Origin of the sequence: Stenotrophomonas sp., from assembly GCF_050737075.1 — a bacterium.
GTDB lineage: Bacteria > Pseudomonadota > Gammaproteobacteria > Xanthomonadales > Xanthomonadaceae > Stenotrophomonas.
In genome coordinates this window covers 12443-38365 of the sequence record NZ_JBOHXV010000046.1, presented here as the reverse complement: position 1 = coordinate 38365, position 25923 = coordinate 12443, and the positions used below count along the sequence as shown (strand labels likewise).

Sequence of the window (25923 nt, the reverse complement as noted above, 5' to 3'; positions counted from 1 at the left end):
CCCCAACGCCTGCGGCGGCATGCCGCAGGCGCGTTGGTTGGGGCAGCCAGGCAGGGCTTCAGCCACACTTTGTGCCATGGCGACCTGTCCACGCGGGAGCTGCTGGTGCGCGCTGCGGCAGTGGATCCGGAGGGCTGCCCCTATCCGGTCGACGTTGCCGCCGCCGAGATCATCTCGTCGATCGAAGAACACAACGGCATGGTGGGTGGGCTGACGCGCGCCGCGTTCACTCCCGGGCTGATGATCGGGCTGGCCGGCGCGATCTACGGGTTCAGCCGCATGCATCCCGACTGCACGCTGCCCTCGCCACTGTTGTTGGAGCGCAGTTGCGGCGCAACGGCAATGCCGGCGCCTTCACTGCAGGAGCAGCCGGCGCTGGATACGGCTTGATGGCGCACCCCAACGCCTGCGGCGGCATGCCGCAGGCGCGTTGGTTGGGGCAGCCAGGCAGGGCCTGGCGCTACGGGGTGGGTGGTGCTGCTGCGGGTGCGGCAGCCGATGCAGTGGGTGCAGCCGGTGCGACGGTCGGGACAATTCGCCAGATGGTGTTGGCCAGATCGTCGGCCACGATCACCGCGCCGCGCGGATCCACAGTCACACCCACCGGACGACCGCGCGTCTTGCCGTCTTCGGTGCGGAAGCCGGTCGCGAAGTCGACGGCCTCGCCGGCCGGCTTGCCGTCACGGAACGGAACGAACACCACCTTGTAGCCCACCGGCGGATCGCGGTTCCAGCTGCCGTGCTGGCCCACGAATACGCCGTCGGTGAAGTTTCCGCCCACCGCCGGGTTGGCGAACGCCACGCCCAGTGCGGCAACGTGCGACCCCAATGCGTAATCCGGCGCGAGTGCCGAGGCGACTTTTTCCGGGTTCTGCGGCATGACGCGGCGGTCCACGTTCTTGCCCCAGTAGCTGTAGGGCCAACCGTAGAAGCCGCCCTCCTTCACCGAGGTCAGGTAATCGGGCACCAGGTTGGGACCGATCTCGTCGCGCTCGTTGACCACTGCCCACAGCACGCCGGTGCCAGGTTGCACCGCCAACGCGGTGGGGTTGCGGATGCCGCTGGCGTAGGTGCGGTGCGCGCCGGTCTGCGCATCGATCTCCCAGACCTGGGCGCGATCGATTTCGGCCGCCATGCCACGTTCGGTGATGTTGCTGTTGGAGCCGATGCCCACGTACAGATGGCTGCCGTCGGCGCTGGCGGCCAGCGACTTGGTCCAGTGGTGGTTGATCGCCGCCGGCAGGTCGGTGACCTTGACCGGCGCACCGCTGGCCTTGGTCTGGCCTTCGGCATAGTCGAAGCGCACCAGGGCGTCCTGATTGGCCACGTACAGCGCGTTGCCGACCAGCGCCAGCCCATACGGCGCGTTGAGCTTGTCGGCGAACACCGTCTTCAGTTCGTAGACACCGTCGCCGTCGGCATCGCGCAGCAGGGTCAGGCGGTTGCCGCTCTTCACCTGGGTGTTGCCCTTGGCCTTGATCTTGCCTGCGATGACGTCCTTGGGCTTGAGGTTGGGCGCGCTGCCGCCACGGCCTTCGGCCACCAGGATGTCGCCGTTGGGCAGCACCAGGGTCTGCCGGGGAATGGCAAGATCCGTGGCGATGGCCGAGACCTTGTAGCCGGCCGGCACGGTCGGCACCTGGTCGCCCCAGGCGGTGGGCTGGGCGATGGTCATGTCCGGCATCACCCCGCGATGGGGCTTGGGCAGTTCCGGATTGGCACCCAGCTGGTTCATGTCCGGCGCCTTGCTGCTGCACGCGGCCAGCGCGATGGCGAGGGCGGATACTGCCAGGATCTTCGGGGTTGCGTGGTTCACAGGACACCTCCCACGCGAACGCGGACGCTGGCAAAGCCCAACCAGGTTGCCAGCAGTGCCAGCAGCGTGACGATCACCGACCACAGCAGCGCGGCAGGCATGATCGCCCACGCGTCGCGTGCATGGTGCAGCGAGTTGATGAAGCCCACGATCCAGGTAACCGCCAGCACGATGACGTAGAAGCCGTTGCGGCTGCCGCGAACGCGTCCGATCAACCCGCACAGCAAGGCAAGGGTGGTCATGACCATCGCACCGACCAGCAGCCAGGAGGCGAAGTTGCTCCACTGGATCTCATAGGTGTTCCAGTAGGCGTAGTCGGCCAGCAGCGCGCCGAGGAACAGCGGCAGCACCCCGCCGAGCACGGCGGCATGGAACGGATGGATGACCCAATGGCGGGTCACGACGGTGGTTGAGGACACGGCTGTCTCCGGAGGGGAATGCAACCGCTATCCTGCCACCGCCGGTGTGACGGGGCCTTGATGCGCTCAGCGCCAATCGGCAGGCAGTTTCCGTGTACGGGTGCGATACACCATCTTGCCGTCGCGCAGCGTGCCCACCGTGGTCTGCAGGTGTTCGCCATCGGCCGACAACGATTCGTCCCAGCTGCCCACCTGCAGAAGCTGCCCGTCCACATAGCGATAGGTCTCGCTTGCGTGCGAACAGCAGCTGCCGCGCGAGGAGGACGTGAGGGTGCGCGTGGCCGGGTCGATGTCCAGCTGCGGCAGGCTCGAGAGCGCGGGATCGAACACGAAGGCCTGGGACGCGGGGTCAAACAGGTACAGGTTGCGGGTGGCATTGGGGCCTGCCCCGCCGGAATAGCCCGGAACACTGAGGTCGGGCCAGCCGTCGAAGTTCGCGTCCACCAGCTGCAGCACCTCCGCACCGGCGATCAGCGGCTCGGCATCGATGTCGCGCAGGATCTGCCGGCGCTCGCCGGTCGTGGCGTCCAGGATGTCGATGGACTGCAGCAGCGATGCGTCGTCGTCGGTGGGCGAGAAGGCCAGCACGAAGCGCAGACCGGCGGTCGCCGCCTGTTGCGGAACACGCACCTCCCCCACGGCGAGATCGTCCCGGCGGATCCAGCCGGGCGTGGGCGAACCGTCGGCGGCCACTTCCTCGATGCGGATCCATTCGGGCCCCCAGCTGAGCACACCCGCATAGCGGCCTGCGGCAAGCGTGCCCCGTGCCTTGCCTGCTTCCGCATTTGCGTAGACCGGCGTATCCACAGTCGCGGCGAACACGTCGATATAGGGCCGTGGCGCCTGCAGCACGAACCCGTCGCGAGCGTGGGTGACCTGGTAGTGGTGCAGCGCGCTGCCGTACGCTTCGGGCGAACACACGCCACTAACCGCACAGGCACCGATTTCGTCCGGCGTTGGCTTGCGGGTGGCGGGAATGTCTTCGGTCCGGATCAGCGTCTTCTTGTCCGCCCAGCGCACCGTGAACGCCTGCTCGGTCCAGGCCAGCGCCGCCTCGCTGTCGGCGCTGCCGATGTTGGTACGGCAGAAGGGCTGTGCATCGGAACGCTCGTTCCAGTCCGGAAACGCATAGGCCGGGCACAGCCGGTTGGCGCTGTTGATGTCGTAGCGGTACGCCGCATCGGTGACGAACACCAATTTGTTCATGGCATCGCGTTGATCGCGCGACACGAAGGCGTAACCCACCTTCGCCGCGTCTGGAATCGCGGCGGAAACCGTGTCGTGATTGACCTCGCCTGCGAGCGGCGGTGCCGTTGCATCCGTATCGGTCGCCTGGGGCATGCGCTGGTAGATGCCCGGCTGCAGCAGCGGCCCCGCCTCGGCACGGGTGATCAGGGTGGCAAGCAGCAAGGCGGCGTAGCGGGCTTTCATGCAGCAATCACGTGGCGGGCAGGCACGCCACGGTACAGCAGTAGCGACACGGCGCAATGTCCGTATCGCGACGATAGTGGTCCCTATCGCGCGAGACGGCGCCCTGCGACCGGCCTACTCTCTTGCTCCGCTTGTCCCCCACCCGGTCCGGGCTGGAGCATGTGCCGGACACCCGGCGGCATGGCCGGCCAGGGCCACTGCTGTTGTTGAATGGTCCCATGAGCACAGAAACCGCGCCGCCCGCTTCGCCCGCCGTCCCCGCTTCGCCTGTACTGCCCGCCGCCAGCGACACTGCCCATCAGGGCTTTGCGATCCGCATCGTCGGTGCCGCCGCGTTCGCGCACCTGCTCAACGACATGATCCAGGCGCTGCTGCCGGCCGTGTACCCGATGTTCAGGAGCCAGTTCGCGCTGAGCTTCACCCAGATCGGCATCATCACGCTGGTGTACCAGATCACGGCGTCGCTGCTGCAGCCGTGGGTCGGCATGTACACCGACAAGCGCCCGCTGCCCTATCTGCTGCCCTCGGGCATGGTCGCCACCTTCATCGGCATCGCGATGATGGCCGTGGCCGGCAGTTACGAAATGCTGCTGGTCGCCGCGGCGATCGTGGGAATCGGGTCGGCCACGTTCCATCCGGAAGCATCGCGTGTCGCGCGGATGGCCTCGGGCGGGCGCTTCGGCACCGCGCAGTCCACGTTCCAGGTGGGTGGCAACACCGGCTCGGCGATTGGTCCGCTGCTGGCCTCGGCCGTGGTCATCCCGCATGGCCAGCGGGCCATCGGCTGGTTCCTGCTGATCGCCGCGGTGGCGATCGGCGTGCTGTTCCGGCTGACCGGTTGGACCGTGCGCCATGGCCAGGCCAAGATGAAGACCCTGAGCCGCTCGCACGGTATCGGGCTCAGTCGCGGCAAGGTGGTACAGGCGGTGGCGGTGATCGCCGTGCTGATGTTCGCGAAGTTCGTGTACATCGCCTCGTTCACCAACTACTTCACCTTCTACCTGATCGAACGCTTCCACCTGAGCGTGCAGCAGAGCCAGATGTATCTCTTCATCTTCCTGGGCTCGATCGCATTGGGCACCTTCGTCGGCGGCCCGGTGGGCGACCGGATCGGGCGCAAGGCGGTGATCTGGATTTCATTCCTCGGCGTGGCGCCGTTCGCGCTCGCCCTGCCCTACGCCAATCTGATGGGCACCGCCGCGTTGGCCGTGGCCATTGGGCTGGTGATGTCGTCGGCGTTCGCCGCGCTGGTGGTGTATGCGCAGGAGGCGGTGCCCGGGCGCGTGGGCATGGTGTCGGGGCTGATGTTCGGCTTGATGTTCGGTATCGGTGGCATTGGCGCCGCCGGGCTGGGCAAGCTGGCCGACATCCACGGCATCGTGTGGGTGTACCACTTCACCTCGTTCCTGCCGTTGCTGGGGTTGGCTACGGCGTTTTTGCCGAAGACGTCGCGGTGATTCGTACCGTCGGCGTTACAGGAAGAACTGGCTGGGCAACTGGCCAAACCGCTTCTTGAACATGGCGGTGAAGGCGCTCGGGCTGGCGTAGCCCTGGGAGAGCGCCACGTCGATGACCTTGTCGCCGTGGGCCAGGCGTTCGAGCGCGCGGACCAGGCGGACCTGCTGGCGCCATTGCCCGAAGGTCATGCCGAGTTCGCGGGCGCACAGGCGCTGGATGGTCTTGGCGTCCACGCCCAGCCGCATCGCCCAGTCCTGCACGGTGGATGCATCATCGGGCGCCGCTTCCCAGTAGTCGCTGATCTGCCGCAGACGCGGATCGGCCGCTTGTGGCACGTGCAACGGCAGCACCGGCAGCGCCTGCAGTTCGTCCAGGATCAGCTGCATCAGGTGACCATCGCGCGAGTGCGCCGCATAGGGATGCACCACCTTGGCGGCAGCGCCGATCAGCTCGGCAAGCAACGGGGTAATGGAAACGGTCGCCGCGCGGGTCGCCGCATCCTTGATGGCGCCGGGCTGGATGTAGAGGCTGCGCATGCGCACGGCGCCAATGCAGCTCACCTTGTGGCCGACGCCGGCCGGCATCCAGATCGCACGCGTACTCGGCACCACCCAGCGGCCCGCACCCGCCTGCACGACCAGCACGCCGGACGCCGCATAGACCAGCTGATGGCGGTCCGGGTGGTGGTGCAGCGGGATGACCGTGCCGGCCACATAGTCGTTCGCCCGGCACAGCACGGCGGATTCGGGCCCCAGTGGCCGGCGCTGGCCGGCGGCCTGCACCGGCGGGATGTCTTTCTTTCGATGAACCATGGGGAGATACCGCGCAACAACCACCGGTTGACTCTAGCGCCGCACGCGCCGCACGCGCCGCCGCTCAACCGCATGCTCACGCCTCCCGTTCTACGCTGCCGGCATGCGTCGCTTTGCCCAAGCCATTGCCGAGCCGGAATCGGTCCCCGAGGGACTGCCGCGCGAGCTCGCCACCGCCGTGGCCGCCGCGCCGGACCGCTACAACATCGGCAAGGGATCGACGGCATCGGTGCTGGCCCGCAATGCCGATGGCGAGCTGATCGTGACCGACATGGTGTGGGGGCTGGTGCCGCGCTGGTCGAAGACGCCTGATACGCCGTACACCACGGTCACCGCCCGGCTGGATCGGGCGCCCGGCAGCCGCATCTTCGCCAAGGCCTGGGCCGAACGCCCCTGCGTGATCCCGATGACCGGGTACTACAAGCTGGACCGGCAGCGCCGGCCGCCGTGGCCGCTGTTCGTGCAGCGGCGCGATGGTCTCGCCCTGCTGGCGGCCGGCCTGTGGGAGCACTGGGAGGATGGCGAAGGCCACGCGATGGACTCCTTCAGCGTGCTCACCGCGCCCAACCGCGCCATTCCGGAACCGCTGACACCGGATGGGCCGGTATTCCTGCCCGCCGAGATGGCATTGGCATGGCTTTCCGGTGCCGCCAACACGCCTGCCTCGCTGAGGGTGCGCTCACCCGCACTAGAGGCTTACCCGGTCGGGCGCGCTTTCCGCGATCTCAAGCGCGATGACTACACGCTGCTGGAGCCGGTTGACCCGGACCTGGAAACGACATCGCCGCCCCCGATGGATGGGGACGGCGATGGATGGGACGAGGACAGCTGAGCGGCGTCAGTGCGATATCGAATACGGCTGTTCCGCGCCCTGCCCCGGCCAGGCCTTGTTGGGCTCGGCCTGCAGGGTGAAGTGCAGCTCGCCACCGGCCAGGATCTCGGCGTGGCGCAGGAAGGTGCGGTTGAGCGGCTTGCCGTTGAGCGTCACTGAACCCACGTATTCGTGGCCCTTGCCCATGCCGTCGGTGGTGACGCTGAAGGTCTTGCCGTTGGGCAGGTTCAGCACCGTCTTGGGCAGGAACGGACGGCCGATGATGTACTCGGCGCTGCCCGGCGCCACCGGATAGAAGCCCAGTGCGGTGAACACATACCACGCCGACATCTGGCCCAGGTCGTCGTTGCCCGCCAGGCCGTCGGGACGGTCGGCGTACTGGGTGTCCATGATCTGCTTCAGCCGCGCCTGGGTGCGCCACGGCTGCCCGGCGTACGAATACAGGTAGGCCACATGGTGGCTGGGTTCGTTGCCGTGCGCATACCAGCCGATCAGGCCGGTGATGTCTTCCATGTGCTCGAAGATGGACGGGTCTACCTTGGCCTCGAACACCGCGTCCAGTCGGGCCAGCAGCTTTTCGGCGCCACCGTGGGCCTCGGCCAGGCCGGCCACGTCCTGCGGCACGTACCAGGAGTACTGCCACGCGTTGCCTTCGGTGTAGTCGGTGCCGTAACCGCTGGCGCTGGGATCGAACGGGGTGCGGAAGCTGCCGTCACGCTTGCGCGCGCGCATGAAGCCGGTCTCTTCGTCGAAGGCGTGGCGCCAGTTGCCGGCACGCTTGTCGAAGGTCGTCGCGATATCGGTCTTGCCCATGGCCGTGGCCATGCGGGCGATGGTCCAGTCGTCGAACGCATATTCCAGCGTCTTGCTGGCCGCTTCGCCCTCTTCATCGATCGGCACCCAGCCCAGCTCGCGGTACTGGGCGATGCCGTCGTACGGCCCGTAGTTGGCGGTGGCGACCATGGCCTGCAGCGCCTTGTCGGCATCGAAGCCGCGGATGCCCTTGACGTAGGCGTCGGCGATCACCGGTACGGCGTGGTAGCCGATCATGCACCAGGTTTCCTGGCCATGGAACGCCCACACCGGCAGCATGCCGTACGCGCTGTTGTGCTGGTGGGCCAGCAGCGAATTGACCATGTCGCTGGTGCGCTTCTCCGGCTGCACCAGGGTCAGCAGCGGATGCAGCGCACGGTAGGTGTCCCACAGCGAGAACGTCGAGTAGTTGGTGTAGCCCTCGGCGCGATGCACGGCGTTGTCGGAGCCACGGTACTGGCCGTCGCTGTCCATGAACAGCGTCGGGCCGAGCAGGCTGTGGTACAGCGCGGTGTAGGCGCTGCGGCGGTCATGCGCGGGGGCGTCGATGTCCAACACGGACAGCGCCTGCTGCCACTGCGTGCGCGCTTCGGCGCGGACGCGGTCGAAGTTCTGGTCCTTGGCCTCGGCATCGAGGTTGGCGATGGCGCCGGCCTCGCTCACCGGCGAGATCGCCACGCTCACCACCAGCGGCGCGTCGAGCTTGCCGAATTCGAACGTACCCACCAACTGGCGCCCTTCGATCTGCGGGCGCTGTTCCGGGTTGTTCTGCCCCGGCGGCGGGAAGCCCTTGTAGGCGATGTCGGTTTCGGTGTTGTGCAGCGCGTGGCCGGTGAGCGGACGCGAGAAGCGCATGGCGAAATACAGTTGCCGCCCCGGCGCCCAGCCGCGGGTCTCGCGGAAGCCGGTCACGGTGCCGTCGTCGTGCAGGCGCAGGCGCGACCACAGGATCTTGCCCGGGTAGTCATACAGGCTGGTGCGCAGGTCGAGCAGCAGCTTGGCCGACTCGCCCTTCGGGTAGGTATAGCGATGCACGCCGGTGCGGGCGCTGGCCGTCAGTTCGGCGCGGACCTTGTAGTCCTGCAGGGTGACCGCGTAGTACCCGGGCTCCGCCTTTTCGTCCTTGTGGTCGAAGCGCGATGCATAGCCGCTGCGCGGCTTCTCCGGATCGCCGCGCTCCAGTCCCGGGTCGCCGGTGAACGGCATCACCAGCACGTCGCCCAGGTCGGAATGGCCGCTGCCCGAGAAATGGGTGTGCGAGAAGCCGACGATGCTGGTGTCGTCATAGCGGTAGCCCGCCGCCCAGCCATAGGCCTTTTCGCGCGGCTGGATGCGGGTGTCGGGACTGAGCTGGACCATGCCGAACGGCACCGTGGCACCGGGGTAGGTGTGGCCTTCGCCGCCTGTGCCGATGAAGGGATCCACTGCCGCGTAGGCGCGTTCGCCTGCGGTTTGTGGGGCCGCTGTTGCCCCGCCTGCCACCAGCATGGCGCCCATGGCCAATGCCACCAACCCCGACTTCCCCGCTCTGCTCATATGGATTTAGATCGATTCAAGGATGTTTGATCCTAGCATCGTATAAGGCCGCGCCGCATGTTGCGGCGCGGGGGTGTCGGCGGGGTGCCCCGTTACGTCGCGGTAGCGCCCGGGCGCGTGGCGACGCGTTCGTCATACCGGCGCCCGTCGGTCAGAAGGCGCGGCTGGGTGGCGTCTACGGTGACCGGTTCGTCGCTGCGCAGCAGGGCGTGCGCTTCGGCCTCGCTGGCCACGGCCGGCGGGGAGCCGCGCAGCGGCAGGTTGGCGGTCTCGTTGACGAACAGCATGGTGATGATGCCGATGACGGCGGCGCCCATCAGGTAGTACGCCGGCACCAGCGGGTCGCCGGTGCGCTGCACCAGCCACGCGGTGACCAGCGGCGTGGTGCCGCCGAACAGCGAGACCGACACGTTGAACGCGATGGACAGCGCGCTGTAGCGCACCGGGGTGTAGAACAGCGCCGGCAGGGTGGACGGCATCGAACTGGTGAAGCACACCAGCGCCAGCCCCAGCAGCATCAGGCCAAGGAAGATCAGCCAGTCGTTGCCGCTGCCCACCAGCAGCAGGCACGGAATGGCCAGCGCGAACAGCGCGATGCACGCGCCGATGATCATCGGCCGGCGCCCCAGGCGGTCACTGAACAACCCGCCCACCACGTTGAGCGGCATCATCACCAGCATCACGATGATGATCAGCAGCAGGCCCTTGCTCTCGGCATATCCCATGGTCACGCTCAGGTAGCTGGGCATGTAGGTGAGCAGCATGTAGTCGGTGACGTTGAACACCAGCACCAGGCCCACGCACTTGAGCAGCTGCGGCCAATGCACGCGCAGCAGTGCGCCCAGACCCGGGCGCTCGTGGTCGCGCTTCTCCGCTTCCTCGGCGTAGGCACGGAATGCCGGGGTCTCCTCCAGCTTCATGCGCATGTACAGGCCGAGCAGACCCAGCGGGCCGGCGACCAGGAACGGAATGCGCCAGCCCCAGTCGAGCATCTGGGTGCTGCTCAGCGCCATGTGCAGCGCGGTGACGGTGGCCGCACCGGCGATGTAACCGCCCAGCGTGCCGAATTCAAGCCAGCTGCCCATCAGGCCGCGGTTGCGGTCGGTGGAATACTCGGCGATGAAGGTGGCCGCACCGCCGTACTCGCCGCCGGTGGAGAAGCCCTGTACCAGCCGCGCCAGCAACAGCAGCGCAGGCGCCCACATGCCGATGGTGGCGTAGGACGGAATCAGGCCGATGCTGAAGGTACCCAGCGCCATCAGGATCATGGTGAAGGCGAGCACTTTCTGCCGCCCGTAGCGGTCGCCGAGCGGGCCGAACACGAGGCCGCCGAGCGGGCGGACGAGGAAGGCGACGGTAAACGTGGCGAACGTGGCGATCAGCTGCGCGGTGGGGCTGCTCGCGGGAAAGAACACCTGCCCCAGGGTCACGGCGAGGTAACCGTACACGCCGAAGTCGAACCACTCCATCGCATTGCCGAGCGCTGCGGCACCGACTGCTTTCTTGAGCATGGGGCGGTCGACGACGGTGACTTCATCCACCTTCATCTGGCGGCGGCGTTTGAACCAGCCGAAATGGGCGTGTGCGGCATGCAGGTCCTGCATCTGCTTCTCCTGGGAGCGTGGTCACCGCAACGCCCGAGGTCCCGCGCAAGGCACGGGAAAGCAACCGCCTCCGTAAGAACGCGGCACGATGCGCGAAGAAGGGGCTTCAACAGACGATCCCGGACGGCCGCGTGGACACAGCGACGCTGCAGGATGGATGACCGTGAGGCGGGCGGTGGCCCGAGGCAACAATCAAGCGATGCATGTTAGCACATGCACGATTTTCGAGCCTTTTTCAGAGCAGAATCACGTGGAAACGCTGCGTTTCATGCAGTTTTTCGCCTGTTTTCCTTGCGCCGTTTTTCAAGGCATCTCAGCGTTCGCGCAACGCCGTCAATGCAAGCAGATCGTCCGCTTCGCGCGGCCGCACCACGCGCGCGACTTCTTCGCCGTTGTGCAGCAGGATCAACGTGGGCCACAACTTGACGTGGAAGGAGCGCCCCAGCGGGCGCCCCTTGCCGTCCTCGATCTTGATGTGATCGGTCGCATGCTCAGCCTGCCACTGCTGCACCACCGGTTGCGCGCCGACGCAGTGGGGGCACCACGGCGCGCCGAACTCCAGCAGCAGCCACCCGGCGTGCGCGTCGATCGCCGGGCGTGCCGGTTCCTGTGCAGCGTAATCGCGGGTGTAGGCCATGGCGGCTCAGCTCAAGGCACGCTGGATGTCTTCCAGCGGTGCGTTGGTCAGGTCCTTGGCGATGTCGCGCAGCAGGCGCGATTCGACTTCCTTGTGCAGCTGCGGGCGGATGTGGCCCAGCGTCTTGGGATCGGCGATGAGAATGAGGTGGCTGTAACGGTTGTTGAGCGCGTCGTCGTTCAACTGCTGCGCGAGCTGCTTGGCGAAGGTGGCTTCGTTGAGCTGGGAGATGCTCATGTCCTTGGGCACCGCGCCGGACGGACCCTGGCCGGACACCCCCTGCGCGCTGATGTCCTGGATCTGCAGTTCCTCGTGCTGCTTGAGCTGCAGCGTGCGTCCGTTGCCGACATTGGTGAAGACGCGGGCCGAGCCGCCGTCTGCCACGACGACCAAGGTACCTTCGGGGATCTGCTGCATGGTGGACTCCTTGTGGAAAAAACGGGCGATGTCTTGGCCCGCCCCCACCGTAGGCAAACCGATGTAAGCGCGATGCATACGGGCGTGTTCACGCGGTGTGGATGCGTCGTGCCGGGCGCGCTGGGCCGGCCCGCCGCGGCGTTCAGGGAGGCCGGCTGTCATTCCGGTGTAAAATTCGCCGTTTTGACCGGAACCATGGCGAAAAAGCCGCACCGCACGCCTGTCCCCGGCCCGCCGTTCATACGGTTGCTGGCGGCGCTGGCCGACCGCGCTGCCCCGCGCACCGGCCCCGACCTGTCCGATCGGCTCAGTCAGTGGATCGACTGGACCCGGGCGGTGGCGCTGTCGCGCGCGCTCGACGGCCGCCTGCCGGCACCGGCGGACGACGCGCCGTCGGCGGTAGACGGGCTCGCGCTGGAGTGTGAACGGGTGCGCGCCACGCTGGTCGAGACCATCAACCAGCCGACGCCGGCCGGCAAGCCGGTTCCGGTGGATGCGATCGCCTACCGGCAGCGTTGCCTGAACGTGCAGCGCGCCATGCTGACCGCCACCGGCCGTCTTCGCGGCCTGCTGCGCGACCAGCTGGCCGCCGGACCGGGCGAGCTGCCGCGGCTGGCCGAGGTGGACGCGGTGATGGAACAGGCGCTGAGCCCGCGCGAGCAGCAGTTGCTGGCAAGCGTGCCGGCGCTGTTGGGCGCGCATTTCGAGCGCCTGCGCGAGGACAGTGGCAGCAGCGATGTCGATCCTGACAGCGCCTGGCTGCAGATATTCAGGAAGGACATGCAGGCCGTGCTGCTGGCGGAGCTGGATGTTCGTTTTCACCCCATCGAAGGCCTGCTTGCAGCGCTTCGCCCCCACTAACCGGGCTGTCATGTTCAGAACTCCTCTCTACGTTGTTGTCTTCCTCGCCGGCCTGCTGGCGGCGTGCTGGATCGGCGCCGGCTACCTGGGCTCCAATCCGGTGGGCCTGGCCATGGCCCTGCTGATCGCGGTGGGCTACTGCGCCGGCGCGCTGGAACTGCACCGCTACCGCCAGGCCACGGCCGGGCTGCAGGCGGCCGTGGCCGACGCGGCCACCGCGCCGGAGCGGCTCGCCGACTGGCTGGAACGCGTGCCCGCCGGCCTGCGCAACGCGGTGCGGCTGCGCGTGGACGGCGAGCGCGTGGCCCTGCCCGCCCCCGTCCTGACCCCGTACCTCGTCGGGCTGCTGGTGCTGCTCGGCATGCTCGGCACCCTGCTCGGCATGATGGCCACCCTGCGCGGTACCGGCCTGGCGCTGGGCAGCGCCACCGACCTGCAGGCCATCCGCGGCTCGCTCGGCGCGCCCGTGGAAGGGCTTGCCGTGGCATTTGGCACCTCCATCGCCGGCGTGGCCACCTCCGCCATGCTGGGCCTGCTCTCCGCGCTGTGCCGGCGCGAGCGCCTGCAGGTGGTGCAGCAGCTGGACAGCCGCATCGCCACCACCCTGCACGTGCATTCGCAAGGGTGGCAGCGGGCCGAGGCGTTCCGCCTGCTGCAGGCCCAGGCCGGGCTGATGCCGGCCCTGGTGGACCGGTTGGAGGCCATGAGCGCGGCGATCGAGCGGCAGAGCGGCGCGGCCGGCGAGCGCCTGTCGGCCAGCCAGGACACGTTCCACGCCCGTGCCGAGGCCGCCCATGAGCGCCTGGCCGGTTCGGTGCAGCAGGCCCTGCAGGACAGCGTCGCGCAGAGCGCACGCGCCGTGGGCGACGCACTGCAGCCGATCATGGCCGAAACCATGGCCGGCATCGCGCGCCAGACGGCCGCATTGCAGGACACCGTCGGCACCGCCGTCAACGCGCAGCTCGCCGGCCTGTCCAGCGGCTTCGAGGCCAGCCGCGCCGCCACCGCCGAGACCTGGAACGCCGCGCTGGCCGCCCAGCGCCAGGCGCACGATACGCTGGCCGGCGAGCTGCGTTCGACTCTCGCCACGCTCAGTGACCAGCACGACCAGCGTGCGGTGCAGCTGCTGGAAACGCTGGCCGCGCGCCTGGACGCCAGCGTCGAGGCCTGGACGCACGCGCAGGCCGCGCAGGAGCAGCGCCACGCCGCGCTCAGCGCCGATCTGCGCGCGACCCTGGACGGTTTCAGCCAGGCCCAGGGCGAGCACAGCACCGGCCTGCTGGACGCCGTCGCCGCGCGCCTCGATGCGACCGCCGGCCAATGGCAGGACGCGCAGGCGCAGCAGCAGCACACCCACGCCGCGCTCATCACGCAGTTGGATGGTGCCCTGGAGCGCTTCAGCGCCGCGCACGGCCAGCGCGCCGACGCCCTGGTCGACACGCTCGCCGCGCGCATGGACAGCAGTGCCAGCAGCAGCGCGCAGGCCTGGCACGACGCCCTTAACGGGCAGCAGGCGATCAATGCCGAACTGGCCGAGCGCAACCAGCAGGCGCTGATGGCGGCCACCGCCAGCTTCGACGGCCACGCGCGCTCGCTGGTGGAAGGCCTGCAGGCCTCGCACAGCGGCCTGCAGGACCGACTGGAAGCGCGCGACGCGCAGCGCCTGGCCACCTGGAGCGATGCATTCACCCAGTTGTCCGCGCAGCTCGGCCAGCAATGGGCCGACCATGGCGCACAGGTGGCGACCAGCCAGCAGGCCGTTTGCGACACCTTGTCGCGCACCGCCAACGACATCGGGACGCAGGCGCAAGCGCATGCCGCCGACACCATCGCCGAGATCTCGCGGCTGGTCACCCTCGCCTCGGAGGCGCCCAAGGCCGCCGCCGAAGTGGTGGCCGAACTGCGCCAGAAGCTGTCCGACAGCATGGTGCGCGACACCGCGATGCTGGACGAGCGCACCCGCCTGCTGGCCACGCTGGAAACCCTGCTGGATGCGGTCAACCACGCGTCCACCGAGCAGCGCACCGCCGTGGATGCGTTGGTCAGCACCTCGGCCGACCTGCTGGAGCGGGTCGGCACGCAGTTCACCGACCATATCGCCGCCGAGACCGGCAAGCTGGAAGGCGTGGCCGCCCAGGTCAGTGGCAGCGCGGTGGAAGTGGCCAGCCTGGCCGATGCCTTCGGCACCGCGATGCAGAGCTTCGGCACGGCCAGTACCGGGCTGGGCGAGCAGCTGCAGCAGGTGGCCGGCGCGCTGGACGCGTCGATGACCCGCAGTGACGAACAGCTGGCCTACTACGTCGCGCAGGCACGCGAGGTGGTCGACCTGAGCGTGCTCTCGCAGCAGCAGATCATCGAAGAGCTGCAGCAGCTGGCCGGCCGCCGGCGCACGACCGCAGCCGCCAGCGCATGAGCGACGAGATCGAACTCGACGGCGAGGGTGAATCCGGTGCGCCGATCTGGGCCGCCTTCGGCGACCTGATGTCGGTACTGCTGGGTGCGTTCGTGCTGATCCTGGTGGGCGTGGTGGCGTTGCAGTTGGAGCTGTCGCACCGGCTGGACCAGGAAGTGGCGCAGCGCCAGGCCGAGGCCAAGCGCCGCCAGACGCTGGAGAAGGCGTTGGCCGGCCCACTCGCCGCCGGCCGGGTGACGCTGGTGGATGGCCGCATCGGCATCCGTGGCAGCGTGCTGTTCGCACTCAACTCGGACCAGCTGCAACCCGAAGGCCGCGAGCTGCTCAAGAGCCTGGCCGCGCCACTGGCCGGCTACCTGTCCTCGCGCGAGGAAATCCTGATGGTCAGCGGCTTTACCGACGACCGCCCGGTGCGCGACAGCAACCGCCAGTTCGCCGACAACTGGGAACTGTCGGCCGAGCGCGCGTTGACCGTGACCCGCACGCTGATCGCCGAGGGCGTCCCGGCCGGCTCGGTGTTCGCCGCCGCCTTCGGTGCCGAACAGCCGGTGGGTTCCAACGCCGACGAGGAAGGCCGCGCGCGCAACCGCCGCGTGGAGATGGCCCCCATCCCGCGCCCCAAGCCGACCGTGACCGGTGATGGACGGTAACCGCAGCAGCAGCGACCGGCTCGCACAGTGGCGCGCGCAGCACGGCGACCGCCACGACCGGGTACGTTTCGCCTTCCTGGAGGCGCTGCAGCGGCGCACGCATGTCGCCAGCGGTGCGCTGCGGGGTGTGCTCGACGCGCGTCTTGCCGTGCTGCTGGACGACTACGCGCAGCGACTGGCTGAAGTACCCGCAGCGGCGACACCGGACACGACGGGCAGCCGCGATGGACTGGCGGCGCTCGGACAGGTGCGTGCCGACGGCAATGCCGACTACCCCGCACTGCCCGCACTGGTCGCCTTCCGCGGCCTGTGGGCGCAGCTGCGCACGGCCGGCCAGGTTCGCCAGACGCTGGCGCAGACGCCCAGCGACGGCGGTCCGTTGAATTCCAGTGTGCTGGTGCACCGCGCCATGGGCTGGCTGGGCGAGGTCTCGCCGGCGTACCTGCAGCACTTCCTGGCCTACGTGGACAACCTGGCCTGGCTGGAACAGATGCAGCAGCGCGGCACCCTGCCCAGCCGCGACAGCGCGCCCGGCCGCGCACCCGCCAAGCCGCGCCGGGCACGCACGCCGCGCTAGCCGCGCAGCGTGGCGCCGCCGTCCACGTACAGGTCGCTCATCGTGATGTGCCCGGCCTGGTTGGAGAGCAGGAACATCACCGCCTGGGCGATGTCGTCCGGCGTGGCCAATTTGCGCAGCGGAATGCCGGGCTTGTAGGTCGGCAGGCTGCCGTCGATGACGCGCTGCGCACCGTCGGCGTCGGCCCACATGCCGGTCTGCATCGGGGTCAGGGTCGAGCCCGGCGCCACGATGTTGCAGCGGATGCCGTGCGGCGCCAGCTCCAGCCCGAGGCAGCGGGTGAACATGGTCGCGGCCGCCTTCGACGCCGCGTACGCCGCCATGCCATGGCGGGGCACGCCGGCCGCGTTCGAGCTCACCGTCACGAATACGCCCGTGCCGCGCGGCGTCATCACCCGCGCCAGAGCACGGCCGAGATGGAACACGCCGTCGGTGTTGACCGCGAAGACGCGGCGCCACTGTGCGTCATCGATGCCGGCCACCTCGCCCACCTGCAGCACGCCGGCCACGCTGATGCCGAATCCGATCGGTCCGATGCCGGCCTCGGTCGCGGCGACCAGCGCGTCGACGGCCGCCGCGTCGCTCACGTCCAACGCGCGCGCGTGCAGGCGCGGATGCGCAGGCAACGCCGGGGCCACCACGTCGGTGGCGACCACCACGCAGCCACTGTCGAGCAGCTGCCCCACCAGCGCCGTGCCGATGCCACCGCCGGCGCCGGTGACCAGCGCCACCGTGTCGACGAATCCACTGAGTTTCATGCCGTTTGTTCCTGAAGGAGGGAATCCCAGCGACGCAGCCGCGCCGACAGCCAGGGCGCCAGCTGCGCCACCGCATCGCGGCCGGTCAGTTCCGCATGCAGGAACGGCAGCGGCAGTGCTTCCACGTGGCGTGCATGCGCCTGCCACAGCGCGGACTGCAGGTGCGGCCGCCCGGCATGATCGTTGCCGGCGCGTACGTGCACCAGTTCGCCGTCGTAGTGGCGATGGTGATGCGCGCGGATCAGCCGGTTGGTGCCGGTCACGGCACGCACCACGCCGTCCAATACCGCCTCGGGCAGGCTGCCCAGCGCGCTGTCGCCGCGGCGCAGGAACGCCACGATGCGCGCGCGGCTGTCCAGTTCGGGATGCGCGTCGGGGTCGTGGCCTGCGATCGCCAGCAACGCGCGCAGCGCGGCCACCGGATCGGGCTCCGGTTCCGCCCGCCAGCACTCGCTGGGGTACGCGTCCAGCAGCACCAGCGCACCGACCTCGCGCTGCAGCGCCTGCAGCTGCACGGCGATGGCCTGGGCGATGATGCCGCCCACCGACCAGCCGAGCAGGTGCACCGGTCCGCTCGGATGCAGCGCGATGATGCGTGCCACGTAATCTGCAGCCAACGCATCGATGCTGTCGGGCAGCGGCTGCGTGGGATCGAGCACCGGCGACTGCAGGCCATGCACATCGCGCGCCGGCTGCAGCGCCCGCGCCAGCTCACGGTAGTTCCAGGCGATGCCGCCGGCAGGATGGATCACGAACAGCGGCGCCCTGCCCCGCTCACCGTGGGCCAGCGTGATCAGCGGCGCGAGGCCGTGGTCGGCGCCCTGCGCTGGCGCTTCCAGGCGCGCAGCCAACCCGGCCACGGTAGGCGTGGCGAACACCGCGCCCAGGCCCGGATCGCGCTGCCACTGCTGCTGGATGGCCAGCAGCAGATGCACGGCGGTGAGCGAATCGCCACCGAGCCGGAAGAAGTCGGCGTCGGCCGAGACGGGTGCGGACAGGCCCAGCACCTGCTGGAACAACCCTGCGAGCGCCTGCTCGGTCGGCGTTGCCGGTGCGCGACCGTCATCCGGCGTGGCGTCCGGTATCGGCAGCGCGGCCCGGTCGAGCTTGCCATTGGAAGTGACCGGCCACGCCTGCATCACCACCACGGCGGTGGGCACCATGTACTCGGGCAGCTGTTCGGCCAGCCCGCAGCGAAGTGCCTGCGGGTCCAACCCGGTACCCGAGACGTAGGCGACCAGGTGCGCGGGAACGCCCGCATCCCCGCCACGCAGCAGCACCTCGGCGCGCACCACGCCCGGCAGGCTGCGCAGCGCCGCCTCGATGTCGCCGAGCTCGATGCGCAGCCCGCGCAGCTTCACCTGGTCGTCGCTGCGGCCCAGATAGTCCAGCGCGCCATCCTCGCGCCAGCGCGCCACGTCGCCGGTGCGGTACAGCCGCCCGCCGGGCACGTGCGGATCGGCGATGAAGCGCTCGGCGGTCAGGTCGTCGCGGCCCAGGTAGCCGCGTGCCAGCTGCACCCCGCCGAGGTACAGCGCGCCCGGCACCCCGGCCGGCAGCGCACGCAGTCGCGCGTCGAGCACGTACAGCCGCGTGTTCCAGACCGGGCGCCCGATCGGCACCGGCACCGAGCGGTCGTCGCGCAGCGCCGGCCACGCACTCACGTCCACCGCCGCTTCGGTCGGGCCGTACAGGTTGTGCAGCTCGGCGTGCACCTGTGCGTGGAAGCGGTCGCGCAGCGACGCATCCAGCGCCTCGCCGCTGGTGAACACCCGGCGCAGCACCAGCCCGCGCACGTCCGGCACCTGCAGCCACGCGTCCAGCATGGACGGCACGAAGTGCAGCGTGGTGATGCGCTCGGCGATGATCAGCGCGGTCAGCGCCTGTGGGTCGCGGTGCACGCCCGGTGCGGCGATCACCAGGGTGGCGCCGCTGATCAGCGGCAGGAAGAATTCCCATACCGACACATCGAACGTGGCCGGGGTCTTCTGCAGAATGCGCTCGTCGGCACCGATGCCGTAGTGGCTGCGCATCCACAGCAGCCGGTTGACGATGGCGCGGTGCTCGATCAGCACCCCCTTGGGCTCGCCGGTGGAGCCGGAGGTGTAGATCACATACGCCGCGTCCTGCGGCTGTACCGCGTCCACCAGCACGCCCTCGCCCTGCTCCGCCCATTGGGCGGGCGACAGCAGCGTGACCCCGGCAAAGCGCGCGGCGTCCGCCGGCTCGGCCAGCACGCAGGCCGGCCGCGCCGAGGCGAGGATCCGCGCCAGCCGCGCGTCCGGCTGCGCAAGGTCCACCGGCAGATACGCGCCCCCTGCGCGCAGCACCGCAACCAGCGCCACCAGCAGCGACAGCGAGCGCGGCAGCGCCACCACCACGATCGACTCCCGGCCTACCCCCTGCGCCTGCAACTGCAATGCCAGTGCGCGACTGCGCTGCTCCAGTGCGGCATAGCTCAGCGTCTGCCCCTCGAACACCAGCGCGGTGGCCTGCGGCGTGGCGGTCATGCCTTCCATCAGCAACGCTACCAGCGACACGTCCGGCACGGCATGCGCGGTGGCGTTGACGTCGTGCAGCCAGCGCCGCGACTCCGCCGGCGTCGCCAGGGGAATGTCCCCCATCGTGCCGCCCCGCGCATGCACCTCCAGCGCCGCCGACACGAACTGCAGCAGCCGCGTGGCGTGCGCATGCAATGCGGGCAACGCATGCAGCACCGGGTTGGCCTCGATCTCCAGTTCCAGCCGCACGATTCCATCGCCGCGGAACCCAACGCTGATGTCATCCACGGGACCGGTACACAGCACTTCCAGCTGCGCGGCCAGCTCCTGCCACGGCAGTGGCCGGTAGAACGGCTGCACGTTGAGCAAGGGACCATGCAGTCGCTGCTGCAGGCCGGTCAGGCCCAGATCGCGGCGGAGTTGTTCGCCGCGGTAGCGGCCGTGGCGGCGGCCGCGCACCAGATCGCGCGCCACATTTCGCACGAAGGTCTCAACACTGTCGTCGTCGCTGCCACGCACCCGCAGCGGCAGCACGTTCATCACCATCGCCGGCACGCGCGCCGAGGCACTGCCCAGCCGCCCCATGAACGGCACGCCCAGCACCACCTCCTCCTGCGCCGAGAACCGCTGGCAATACGCCGCGGCCAGCGCCACCAGCAGGTCCGGCCAGGGCTGGCCGATGGCGGTTGCAGCGGCCTGCAGCCGCTCGATCAGCGCCGGCTCCACCGCGCGCACCAGCCGCAGCGCATCTGCCGTTGCCGCCGCAGTGCCGCCACCCAGCGCCTCGCCCGGGGCGGCGCCCTGCAGGTAGTCGCGCCAGTAAGCGGCATCGGCCGCGCGGCGCTCGCCGCTGCGGTACTGCGCATCTTCCTGCAGGACGGGCAACAGCGGCTGCAACGCCGTCGGCGTCGCGTCACCCGCGTACAGCGCACACACCCGGGCGCTGAACAGCGCCATGCCGTAGCCATCGGTGGCCAGGTGGTGCACGCGCAGGTACCAGGCGAACCGCCGCGGCCCGAGCACGAACAGGCGTTGCTGGGCGACCCGGTCGCGGCACGGGTCCACGGCGCTGAGCCGGTCCTGGCGCATCGCGTGGCGGGCCGCACTGTCGGGGTCCGCCATTGCGGACAGATCCACCACCTGCAGCAACGGGCGATGTGTTGGATCCAGCCACTGCCGTGGCTGGCCATCGGCATCCTCACCGAAGCGCAGCGACAGCGCCTCGGCTTCGGCAGCGGCACTGTCGGCGGCCATCACGAAACGCGCGATATCCAGCGCGCCCTCGAACCAGACCACGTGCGCGGTGTTGAAGGCGGCCGGCGCGGCCGACAGCCGTTGCGCATACCACAGCCCCGTCTGCGCCTCGCTCAGCGCACGCCGCTCGACGGCGTCCACCTCGCCCACCGCCACCTGCGCGTTCATGCGGTGGACGCACCGCGTGCCTGTAACTGCTGCACCACGCCCCACCAGCCGGCCAGCGTGGTGTGCTCGGCAAGATGGCCGAATTCCAGCGCGATACCGGTGTTGCCCCAGGCCAGTACCAGCCCCAGCACCCGCATCGAATCGAGCCCAAGGTCCATCAGGTGGTCATCGTCGCCCACCGCTTCGGGCGCCTCACCCAACATGCCGGCCACATCGGCGCGCATGCGCTCCAGGGTCAGCGGCGCGGTCGTCGTGTCGTTCATGCCAGTCGCTCCAGCAGCTGGTCGGTGGTCATCGGCACGCCACACGTCCGCGCGATCCAGCGCAGCGCATGGTCATGGTCGTCACGCGAGAAGTCGGCCACCGCATCGGCGGCGATGAACGCCTCGATGTCGCGCTGGAAGGCCTCGGCGACGGTGGCGGTGCAGCCGATGTGCGCGTACACGCCGGTAACCAGAAGCTGGTCGCGGCCACGCGCGCGCATCATCGTCTCCAGATTGGAGCGCTGGAATGCGCTGTAGCGGTGCTTGACCAGCACATGGTCGCCCGCGGCAGGCGCCAGCGCATCAAGGATGGTTTCGTGCTCGGGGCTCGCCTGCATGCCCGGACCCCATAGATCGGCCTGCAGGCCACGGTCGCGCCGGTCCTGGTTGCCGCGCTGTGCGGTGTAGAACACCGGAATGGCCTGCGCACGGCAGTGCGCGATCAACCGCGCGATGTTGGCCACCGCCGGCGCCAGTGGTGCGGCATCGGCGCCGTAGGCCGCCAGGAAGTAGCGCTGCATGTCGTGCACCAGCAGGGCGATGCGCGCCGGCTGCGGTTGCCACGGGCCCCGCGGCGCCGGCAGTTCAGCTCCGGTGGGCAGGGCGTAGGGGGCAATGCGGGGCAGTGCCATCAGCGGGGTTCTCCTGTCTGTTCGATGAAATGCTCGCGCAGCTGGGCGCGCAGTTCGCGGCGGCTGATCTTGCCCACCGCCGTGGTGCCGAAGGCCGCGACGAAAACCACCTGGTCGGGCACCTTGAACGCGGCCAAGCCGCGCGCGCGCACCCAGCCCTTCAGGCTGGCCGCGGTGGGCGCCTCACCGCGTGCGATCACGAATGCACAGCTGCGTTCGCCCAGGTACGGGTCCGGGATGGACACCACCGCCGCGTCGAACACGCTGGCGTGGGCCAGCAGATGGTCTTCGATCTCCTCGGCGGAGATCTTCTCGCCGGCCCGGTTGATATGGTCGCCGGCACGCCCCTGCACCACCAGGTAGCCGCCGGGCAGCTGCTGCACCCGGTCGCCGGTGCGGTAGAAGCCATCCTCGGTGAACGCGCGCGCATTGGCGCCGGGATCGTTGTGGTAACCGCGGATCGTGTACGGACCGCGCGTCAGTAGATGCCCCACCTCGCCCATTGCCACCGGGTTGCCGAGGTCGTCCAGCACCAGCACTTCATCGTCCGGCGAAATGGGGCGGCCCTGGGTATGGATGACGCAGTCCAGCGGGTCATGCAGGCGGGTGTAGTTGACCAGCCCTTCGGCCATGCCGAACACCTGCTGCAGGCGGCAGCCCAGCCCGTCGATGAGGCGGCGCGCGGCCTCCGGCACCAGCTTGGCGCCGCCCACCTGGACCACGTCCAGGCTGGACAGGTCGTGCGCGGTGGTCGCCGCCGCTTGCGCCCACAGCAGCGCCAGCGGTGGCACCAGGCCCACGCAGGTGACGCGCTCGCGGGCGATCAGCGGGAACGCCACGTCCGGCCCGGCGCCGGGGCTGAGCACCACCCGCGCGCCGGCGTACAGTGCGCCGAAGAAACCGGGTGAGCTCATCGGAAAGTTGTGCGCGGCCGGCAGCGCGACCAGGTAGACGCTGTCGCGGGTGATCGCACAGATCTCGTTGCTGGCGCGGAAGGAATACAGGTAGTCTTCGTGGGTACGCGGGATCAGCTTGGGCAGGCCGGTGCTGCCGCCGGAAAGCTGCAGGAACGCCACCGATTGCGGGTCGGGATCTGGCGGCAGCCGGTCCTCATCGCCCGCGAGTATGGACACCGCCACGAATTCGTCCGCCTCGCCGACCACCAGCACATGGCGCAGCGCGGGAATGTCGGCCTGCAGCTGGCGCGCCAGCGTGCGGTAGTCGAACCCCTCGTACGCGTCGCTCGCGATGTAGGCGCTGGCCTCGGCCGTACGCAGCACGTGCGCTACCTCGGTGTAGCGGTGCGCAGGCAAGGCATACACCGGCACGAGGCCGGCGCGGAACAGGCCGCAGACCACACTGACGAAATCAACGGTGTTGCCCAGCTGCACCACCACCCGGTCGCCGGGCGTCAGACCCTGCGCCAGCAGACCGGCGCCGATGCGGCCGGCCTCCGCCCACAACTGCGCATAGCTCAGGCGTACCGCGCCGCCGACCACCGCCATGTCGTCGGCGTACTGCGCCGCGCGCTCGCGAAGAAAGCCGGGGAAGGTCTCGCCACGCCAGTACCCGGCGGCGCGATAGCGCGCCACCAGCGCCGGGGGCCAGGTCTGGCGCAGCGGCATGCGTGGCTGTGTGGTTGAAGCGTGCATCAGGATCTCCGGGAATCGGTCAGGGGCGCGGCGTCCGCGCCCAGCGCGGTCAACAGCGCCGTGAACTTGGCGGCCGTTTCGGCCACTTCCAGCGCCGGCTCGGAGCCGGCCACGATTCCAGCGCCGGCAAAGATGCGCGCCTGCATTCCCTGTACGCGCGCGCAGCGGATCGCCACGTACCAGTCACCGTCACCCTGCGCATCCATCCAGCCCACCGCGCCGGCATAGAAGCCACGCGGGACCGGCTCCAGCGAGCGGATCATGTCCAGTGCAACACCGCGCGGCGTGCCGCATACCGCTGGAGTGGGATGCAGCGCCGCCAGCAGCGTCGCCACCGGCGTGGCGGAATCACGCAGCGTCGCCTCGATCCGGGTGCCGAGGTGCCACATGCTCTGCGTGGCATGCAGGGTGGGCCGTGACGGGGCGTCGATGTGCGTGCACCACGGCGCCAGCGCGTCGACGATGGCTTCCACCACATGGCGGTGCTCGTCGTGATCCTTGCCCGAGGCCAGCAGCGCCTGCGCGGCCCGCGCATCGTCGGCCGGATCGGTGCAGCGCCGCGCGGAGCCGGCCAAGGGATGCGAGAGCACCTGCCGGCCACGGCGCGACACCAGCAGTTCCGGGCTTGCGCCCACCAGCCATGCAGGTGCTTCGCTGCCCGCCACCGGCAGCGGCATCAGGTAGGTGGTCACGCTGGGATCGCGGCCGAGCCGTGCCGCCAGTTCGCGCGGGTCCAGCGGCGCGGTCGCCTGCACGCGCAAGGTCCGCGCCAGCACGACCTTGGCCAGTGCGGCCGGCTGACCGCGCAGTGCCTGCAATGCCTGTTCAACTGCATCGGCATAGACCGCCGCGCTCGGCTCCGCACACACCTCGCCACGGAACAGTGGCGGCGCCACGGAATCGGTTGCGGCGGTGGCCAGCCACTGCGGCTGGTGCAGCGCGTCGTCCGCGGCCGGATCAAACGGCAGCATGCCGACCAGCAGCGCCGGGCCTTGCTGTGGTGAAGCGAAGAAGGCCTGTGCGCGGGCGGCCAGCGTACGGGTGCCACCCCGCGGCAGGCATGCACGGCAGCCGCGTGCGTCCAGCGTATGCTCCGGCATGCGCAGCAGGAACTGCGGCGTGGTGCCGGGCTCATTCACTTCGACGGCGGCATCATCAAAGGAGGTCGCCTGGCGCAGCGTGTCGTTCATCGCGCGCCCCGTCCGTGCAGGCCAGCCACCACGGCCAGCACCCCCAGCACTACCCCCACCAACAGATACGGCGCACTCGGTGTCACCCGGTACAGCAGCGTGCCCAGCATCGGGCCGATGACCATGCCCAGCCCCTGCACCGAGGCCACCGCACCGGCGGCGGCGCCCTGCTCGTGCGCCTCTACCGAATCGGCGGCCAGCGCCTGGAACGAGGGGAACACGAAACCCATGCCGAACGCCGCCACCGCGTAGCTGGCCAGCAACTGCCACGGCAGCTGCACCAGCGCCACAGAGGCGAAGCCCACGGCGGAGACCAGCGCACCCAATGCAATCCAGCGTCGCGGCGGTACTGTCGTGAGCTTCATCACCCCTACCTGCGCGACGATCAGCCCTACCCCCACCGCAGTCAACGCCAGCCCGGCCATGCGCGCGCCCTCGGCCGGCGGCAGCCGCAACCGGTCGATCGCGAAGAAGCCCACGGTCACCTGCGCGACCGTCACCGAGATCATCGCGGCGAACACCGCCAGCACCGGCAGCCGCAGGCGCGGATCGCGCCAGGACAGGCGTGGCCGCGGGCCCGTTGCCGTCGCCACAGCAGGTACCGTCGCCGGCAGTCGCCACGCGATCACCCCCAACGCCAGTACCGGCAGCAACGCGGCGACGTACAGCGTCAACGAAAGATTCTGGAAGGCGATCCAGCCCGCCGCGGCCGGGCCGACCACCATGCCCACCGCGTTGGCCGTACCCAGCTTGGCCATGGCGCCGGCGCGTCGCCCGGGCGCGGCTTCATCGGCCACCAGGGCCGCTGCGGTCGGCGGCACCGCCGCATAGAACAGTCCGACCAGGGCGCGCAGTCCAACCAGCGCCAGCACCGACAACCACACCGCCGGTGGCGACTGCAGCGCGGTGTCTACATACACCGCCAGCGCGACGTAAATCAGCGCGTACGCCGCCAGTGCGGTCAGCAGCACGCGGCGCCGGCCGATGCGGTCGCTCAGGGCGCCCCAGCGCCGTGCCGACAGCATCCACAGCACGCCGGCGGCGGTGACCGACAATCCAGCGTGCCATTCAGACAAGCCCAGCAGGCGCACCACCGGGCCGATGACCGCCACGAAGGCCATCATGGCCATGGTGCCGACCAGGGCGGCGAATACCAGCGCCGGCAAGCCGGATACCGCAGAAGGTGAGCGCATGAACCACCACAGCCGATCAGAAAGGAGCGTGCACCG

Annotated in this window: 22 protein-coding genes; 7 read left to right on the top strand and 15 right to left on the bottom strand. The window is 69.5% G+C overall.

All coding sequences use genetic code 11. The features are described from left to right. A partial coding sequence (locus tag ACREPD_RS12475; protein ID WP_431599637.1) for a lanthionine synthetase LanC family protein occupies positions 1-390 on the top strand: 390 nt, incomplete at its 5' end. Between the two features lie 70 nt (positions 391-460). On the opposite strand, the gene ACREPD_RS12470 is transcribed toward ACREPD_RS12475, so the two are convergent. From ACREPD_RS12470 to ACREPD_RS12460, 3 genes are all read right to left on the bottom strand, one after another. After that, on the bottom strand, positions 461-1816 hold the full coding sequence (locus ACREPD_RS12470; RefSeq protein WP_431599636.1) for a PQQ-dependent sugar dehydrogenase: 1356 nt from the start codon (positions 1814-1816) through the stop codon (positions 461-463). Beyond that, complete coding sequence (locus ACREPD_RS12465; RefSeq protein ID WP_431599635.1) at positions 1813-2235, bottom strand: DUF2231 domain-containing protein; 423 nt, start codon at positions 2233-2235, stop codon at positions 1813-1815. The genes ACREPD_RS12470 and ACREPD_RS12465 overlap by 4 nt, the downstream gene beginning before the upstream one ends. 66 nt (positions 2236-2301) lie before the next feature. Further along, on the bottom strand, positions 2302-3666 hold the full coding sequence (locus ACREPD_RS12460; protein ID WP_431599634.1) for an XAC2610-related protein: 1365 nt from the start codon (positions 3664-3666) through the stop codon (positions 2302-2304). A 218-nt stretch (positions 3667-3884) separates the two neighbouring features. On the opposite strand from ACREPD_RS12460, the gene ACREPD_RS12455 reads away from it, so the two are divergent. Beyond that, positions 3885-5123: an MFS transporter gene (locus ACREPD_RS12455; RefSeq protein WP_431599633.1), complete on the top strand. Its 1239-nt coding sequence runs from the start codon at positions 3885-3887 to the stop codon at positions 5121-5123. A 15-nt stretch (positions 5124-5138) separates the two neighbouring features. Here ACREPD_RS12455 and ACREPD_RS12450 read toward each other — a convergent pair whose 3' ends face one another. Beyond that, positions 5139-5936, bottom strand: coding sequence for an AraC family transcriptional regulator (locus tag ACREPD_RS12450; RefSeq protein ID WP_431599632.1), 798 nt, complete (start codon positions 5934-5936; stop codon positions 5139-5141). A gap of 103 nt (positions 5937-6039) precedes the next feature. Here ACREPD_RS12450 and ACREPD_RS12445 point away from each other — a divergent pair, with 103 nt between their 5' ends. After that, positions 6040-6768 (top strand): SOS response-associated peptidase, encoded by a 729-nt coding sequence (locus ACREPD_RS12445; protein ID WP_431599631.1) that lies wholly within the window; start codon positions 6040-6042, stop codon positions 6766-6768. A 6-nt stretch (positions 6769-6774) separates the two neighbouring features. On the opposite strand, the gene ACREPD_RS12440 is transcribed toward ACREPD_RS12445, so the two are convergent. The 4 genes from ACREPD_RS12440 to ACREPD_RS12425 form a co-directional block, all read right to left on the bottom strand. Further along, positions 6775-9078: a GH92 family glycosyl hydrolase gene (locus ACREPD_RS12440; RefSeq protein ID WP_431599630.1), complete on the bottom strand. Its 2304-nt coding sequence runs from the start codon at positions 9076-9078 to the stop codon at positions 6775-6777. Positions 9079-9209: 131 nt separating this feature from the next. Then, positions 9210-10721, bottom strand: coding sequence for a glycine betaine/L-proline transporter ProP (proP, locus tag ACREPD_RS12435; RefSeq protein ID WP_431599629.1), 1512 nt, complete (start codon positions 10719-10721; stop codon positions 9210-9212). A gap of 313 nt (positions 10722-11034) precedes the next feature. Next, complete coding sequence (locus tag ACREPD_RS12430) at positions 11035-11358, bottom strand: thioredoxin family protein (protein ID WP_431599628.1); 324 nt, start codon at positions 11356-11358, stop codon at positions 11035-11037. Positions 11359-11364: 6 nt separating this feature from the next. Further along, positions 11365-11775, bottom strand: a complete 411-nt coding sequence (locus ACREPD_RS12425; protein WP_431599627.1) for a host attachment family protein — start codon at positions 11773-11775, stop codon at positions 11365-11367. Between the two features lie 183 nt (positions 11776-11958). Between ACREPD_RS12425 and ACREPD_RS12420 the strand changes: the two genes are divergently transcribed. From ACREPD_RS12420 to ACREPD_RS12405, 4 genes are read left to right on the top strand one after another with little or no spacing between them, the layout of a single operon-like run. Continuing rightward, positions 11959-12636, top strand: coding sequence for a DUF3348 domain-containing protein (locus ACREPD_RS12420; RefSeq protein WP_431599639.1), 678 nt, complete (start codon positions 11959-11961; stop codon positions 12634-12636). Between the two features lie 10 nt (positions 12637-12646). Beyond that, the gene (locus ACREPD_RS12415) at positions 12647-15049 is read left to right on the top strand and encodes a DUF802 domain-containing protein (RefSeq protein ID WP_431599626.1); all 2403 of its coding nucleotides are present in this window, start codon (positions 12647-12649) and stop codon (positions 15047-15049) included. Next, entirely contained in the window at positions 15046-15699 is a 654-nt protein-coding gene (locus ACREPD_RS12410) for an OmpA family protein (RefSeq protein WP_431599625.1), read from the top strand. Before ACREPD_RS12415 ends, ACREPD_RS12410 begins: the two co-directional genes overlap by 4 nt. Beyond that, positions 15689-16276, top strand: a complete 588-nt coding sequence (locus ACREPD_RS12405) for a DUF2894 domain-containing protein (RefSeq protein ID WP_431599624.1) — start codon at positions 15689-15691, stop codon at positions 16274-16276. The genes ACREPD_RS12410 and ACREPD_RS12405 overlap by 11 nt, the downstream gene beginning before the upstream one ends. Here the strand turns inward: ACREPD_RS12405 and ACREPD_RS12400 are convergent. Genes ACREPD_RS12400 through ACREPD_RS12370 form a run of 7 tightly spaced genes read right to left on the bottom strand, consistent with a single transcriptional unit; the run spans position 16273 to position 25887 of the window. Further along, complete coding sequence (locus tag ACREPD_RS12400; RefSeq protein ID WP_431599623.1) at positions 16273-17034, bottom strand: 2,3-dihydro-2,3-dihydroxybenzoate dehydrogenase; 762 nt, start codon at positions 17032-17034, stop codon at positions 16273-16275. The two genes, ACREPD_RS12405 and ACREPD_RS12400, sit on opposite strands and share 4 nt — an antisense overlap. Beyond that, positions 17031-20957, bottom strand: coding sequence for an amino acid adenylation domain-containing protein (locus ACREPD_RS12395; protein WP_431599622.1), 3927 nt, complete (start codon positions 20955-20957; stop codon positions 17031-17033). The genes ACREPD_RS12400 and ACREPD_RS12395 overlap by 4 nt, the downstream gene beginning before the upstream one ends. Further along, positions 20954-21220, bottom strand: a complete 267-nt coding sequence (locus ACREPD_RS12390) for a phosphopantetheine-binding protein (protein ID WP_431599621.1) — start codon at positions 21218-21220, stop codon at positions 20954-20956. Before ACREPD_RS12390 ends, ACREPD_RS12395 begins: the two co-directional genes overlap by 4 nt. Then, positions 21217-21852, bottom strand: a complete 636-nt coding sequence (locus ACREPD_RS12385) for an isochorismatase family protein (RefSeq protein WP_431599620.1) — start codon at positions 21850-21852, stop codon at positions 21217-21219. Before ACREPD_RS12385 ends, ACREPD_RS12390 begins: the two co-directional genes overlap by 4 nt. Next, positions 21852-23504 (bottom strand): (2,3-dihydroxybenzoyl)adenylate synthase, encoded by a 1653-nt coding sequence (locus tag ACREPD_RS12380; RefSeq protein ID WP_431599619.1) that lies wholly within the window; start codon positions 23502-23504, stop codon positions 21852-21854. Before ACREPD_RS12380 ends, ACREPD_RS12385 begins: the two co-directional genes overlap by 1 nt. Next, on the bottom strand, positions 23504-24694 hold the full coding sequence (locus ACREPD_RS12375) for an isochorismate synthase (protein WP_431599618.1): 1191 nt from the start codon (positions 24692-24694) through the stop codon (positions 23504-23506). The genes ACREPD_RS12380 and ACREPD_RS12375 overlap by 1 nt, the downstream gene beginning before the upstream one ends. Next, a complete protein-coding gene (locus tag ACREPD_RS12370; RefSeq protein WP_431599617.1) occupies positions 24691-25887 on the bottom strand; it encodes an MFS transporter in 1197 nt (398 codons plus the stop codon). The genes ACREPD_RS12375 and ACREPD_RS12370 overlap by 4 nt, the downstream gene beginning before the upstream one ends. Between the last annotated feature and the right edge of the window lie 36 nt (positions 25888-25923).

Excerpts from the sequence above, each read along its gene's own strand:
- ACREPD_RS12400 (WP_431599623.1), bottom strand. The coding sequence starts at position 17,034 with ATGAAACTCAGTGGATTCGTCGACACGGTGGCGCTGGTCACCGGCGCC.
- ACREPD_RS12445 (WP_431599631.1), top strand. The coding sequence starts at position 6,040 with ATGCGTCGCTTTGCCCAAGCCATTGCCGAGCCGGAATCGGTCCCCGAG.
- ACREPD_RS12395 (WP_431599622.1), bottom strand. The coding sequence starts at position 20,957 with ATGAACGCGCAGGTGGCGGTGGGCGAGGTGGACGCCGTCGAGCGGCGT.
- ACREPD_RS12405 (WP_431599624.1), top strand. The coding sequence starts at position 15,689 with ATGGACGGTAACCGCAGCAGCAGCGACCGGCTCGCACAGTGGCGCGCG.
- ACREPD_RS12375 (WP_431599618.1), bottom strand. The coding sequence starts at position 24,694 with ATGAACGACACGCTGCGCCAGGCGACCTCCTTTGATGATGCCGCCGTC.
- ACREPD_RS12440 (WP_431599630.1), bottom strand. The coding sequence starts at position 9,078 with ATGGGCGCCATGCTGGTGGCAGGCGGGGCAACAGCGGCCCCACAAACC.
- ACREPD_RS12390 (WP_431599621.1), bottom strand. The coding sequence starts at position 21,220 with ATGAACGACACGACGACCGCGCCGCTGACCCTGGAGCGCATGCGCGCC.
- ACREPD_RS12380 (WP_431599619.1), bottom strand. The coding sequence starts at position 23,504 with ATGCACGCTTCAACCACACAGCCACGCATGCCGCTGCGCCAGACCTGG.
- ACREPD_RS12415 (WP_431599626.1), top strand. The coding sequence starts at position 12,647 with ATGTTCAGAACTCCTCTCTACGTTGTTGTCTTCCTCGCCGGCCTGCTG.
- ACREPD_RS12385 (WP_431599620.1), bottom strand. The coding sequence starts at position 21,852 with ATGGCACTGCCCCGCATTGCCCCCTACGCCCTGCCCACCGGAGCTGAA.
- ACREPD_RS12370 (WP_431599617.1), bottom strand. The coding sequence starts at position 25,887 with ATGCGCTCACCTTCTGCGGTATCCGGCTTGCCGGCGCTGGTATTCGCC.
- ACREPD_RS12430 (WP_431599628.1), bottom strand. The coding sequence starts at position 11,358 with ATGGCCTACACCCGCGATTACGCTGCACAGGAACCGGCACGCCCGGCG.
- ACREPD_RS12455 (WP_431599633.1), top strand. The coding sequence starts at position 3,885 with ATGAGCACAGAAACCGCGCCGCCCGCTTCGCCCGCCGTCCCCGCTTCG.
- ACREPD_RS12410 (WP_431599625.1), top strand. The coding sequence starts at position 15,046 with ATGAGCGACGAGATCGAACTCGACGGCGAGGGTGAATCCGGTGCGCCG.
- proP (WP_431599629.1), bottom strand. The coding sequence starts at position 10,721 with ATGCAGGACCTGCATGCCGCACACGCCCATTTCGGCTGGTTCAAACGC.
- ACREPD_RS12450 (WP_431599632.1), bottom strand. The coding sequence starts at position 5,936 with ATGGTTCATCGAAAGAAAGACATCCCGCCGGTGCAGGCCGCCGGCCAG.
- ACREPD_RS12460 (WP_431599634.1), bottom strand. The coding sequence starts at position 3,666 with ATGAAAGCCCGCTACGCCGCCTTGCTGCTTGCCACCCTGATCACCCGT.
- ACREPD_RS12425 (WP_431599627.1), bottom strand. The coding sequence starts at position 11,775 with ATGCAGCAGATCCCCGAAGGTACCTTGGTCGTCGTGGCAGACGGCGGC.